The sequence below is a fragment of the Proteiniphilum sp. X52 genome (assembly GCF_003712195.1).
GTDB lineage: Bacteria > Bacteroidota > Bacteroidia > Bacteroidales > Dysgonomonadaceae > Proteiniphilum.
The window spans coordinates 1-323 of record NZ_RDSD01000092.1; the positions used below are offsets into that span (position 1 = coordinate 1).

Genomic DNA, 323 nt, shown 5'->3' on the forward strand with positions numbered 1-323 from the left:
CGTTTTTTGGGGTGTTTTTCGGCGTTTTCGGCGATATTGAACGGCAATACTCCGTTTTTTAAGCCGATTTTAAGCCGATTCTCGCATCAAAAAAGGGTGGATAGAACCGTCCTGAGTGGGTGGGCATGCTCCGTTTTCGCCAATAAATGTTCCTCCTCTGTAAACTGGGCCATTTTTGCCAAAGTCTCCATAAGTTCTATTCGGTTTATATGCTGCTCCCATTGTTGCGATATTTAATCCGGCAACAGTTCCACCTGCTATAGCCCCATTCTTAGCTCCTTGCAGCAAACCCTTACCAATATTTTTTCCATCAATGGCTGCAC

General features: G+C 44.9%; 1 protein-coding gene. It reads right to left on the minus strand.

The window, feature by feature from the left end:
* Positions 1-69: 69 nt before the first annotated feature.
* A partial coding sequence (locus D7D25_RS18130; RefSeq protein WP_158602675.1) for a hypothetical protein occupies positions 70-323 on the minus strand: 254 nt, incomplete at its 5' end.